This window comes from Desulfosporosinus burensis (genome assembly GCF_054657535.1).
In genome coordinates this window covers 1-647 of the sequence record NZ_BAAHYN010000070.1, presented here as the reverse complement: position 1 = coordinate 647, position 647 = coordinate 1, and the positions used below count along the sequence as shown (strand labels likewise).

Genomic DNA, 647 nt, shown 5'->3' with positions numbered 1-647 from the left:
CTGGCCTTCAACCATAAATTAGCGTAAAGTCGCCAATAATGGGGATTCCTCTAAAAATTTCTAGACTACACCTGGCAACCTCATTTTTTTGATGCCAAAGGAATTAAGTAATAACTGCTTATCTTTATCGATCGTCGTTAACGAATACCTTTTTTCTCCACTCGGAAGATGAATCTCTACTAAGCCAATTTTATGTAACTCCCTCAGAATTTTGCGGGCCGATTTTTGGACCTTCTTCTGTTGGGCGATGTAGTCAAGCGCCATAACCACAAAATACGACAGAACACAGATATAGATATGTCCTTTGACTCTCTCTTCCTTCCAATGATACATTGGCCGAATATCAAGGTCGTTTTTGATGATGCGAAAGGCGGTTTCTACCTTATTTAAGTTCTTGTAGATTTTGACGAGTTTGTCACCTTCATATCCTTCTTCATTCGTTTGAATGACAAAGGTACCATCCAAACGTTGATCGGAGTCTAGCTTCTCTTGGTTTACGCTGTACTCTAAAACAAATCCTGAGTGCCCTCTATTGTCATCTTTGCCTTGAACGATAAAATATTTGCCTGCTTTATTAAGCTTTAATAGAGCACCGACTTTTTTCATAATGTCATCACGTGACTTAATCTGGCTTTTCTTACCCTCAG

The 647-nt window shown here is 39.1% G+C and carries 1 protein-coding gene; it reads right to left on the bottom strand.

Annotated elements, in window-relative coordinates:
* Positions 1 to 60 precede the first annotated feature (60 nt).
* A partial coding sequence (locus ACYQ3Q_RS28410) for an IS1634 family transposase (RefSeq protein WP_459931739.1) occupies positions 61 to 647 on the bottom strand: 587 nt, incomplete at its 5' end.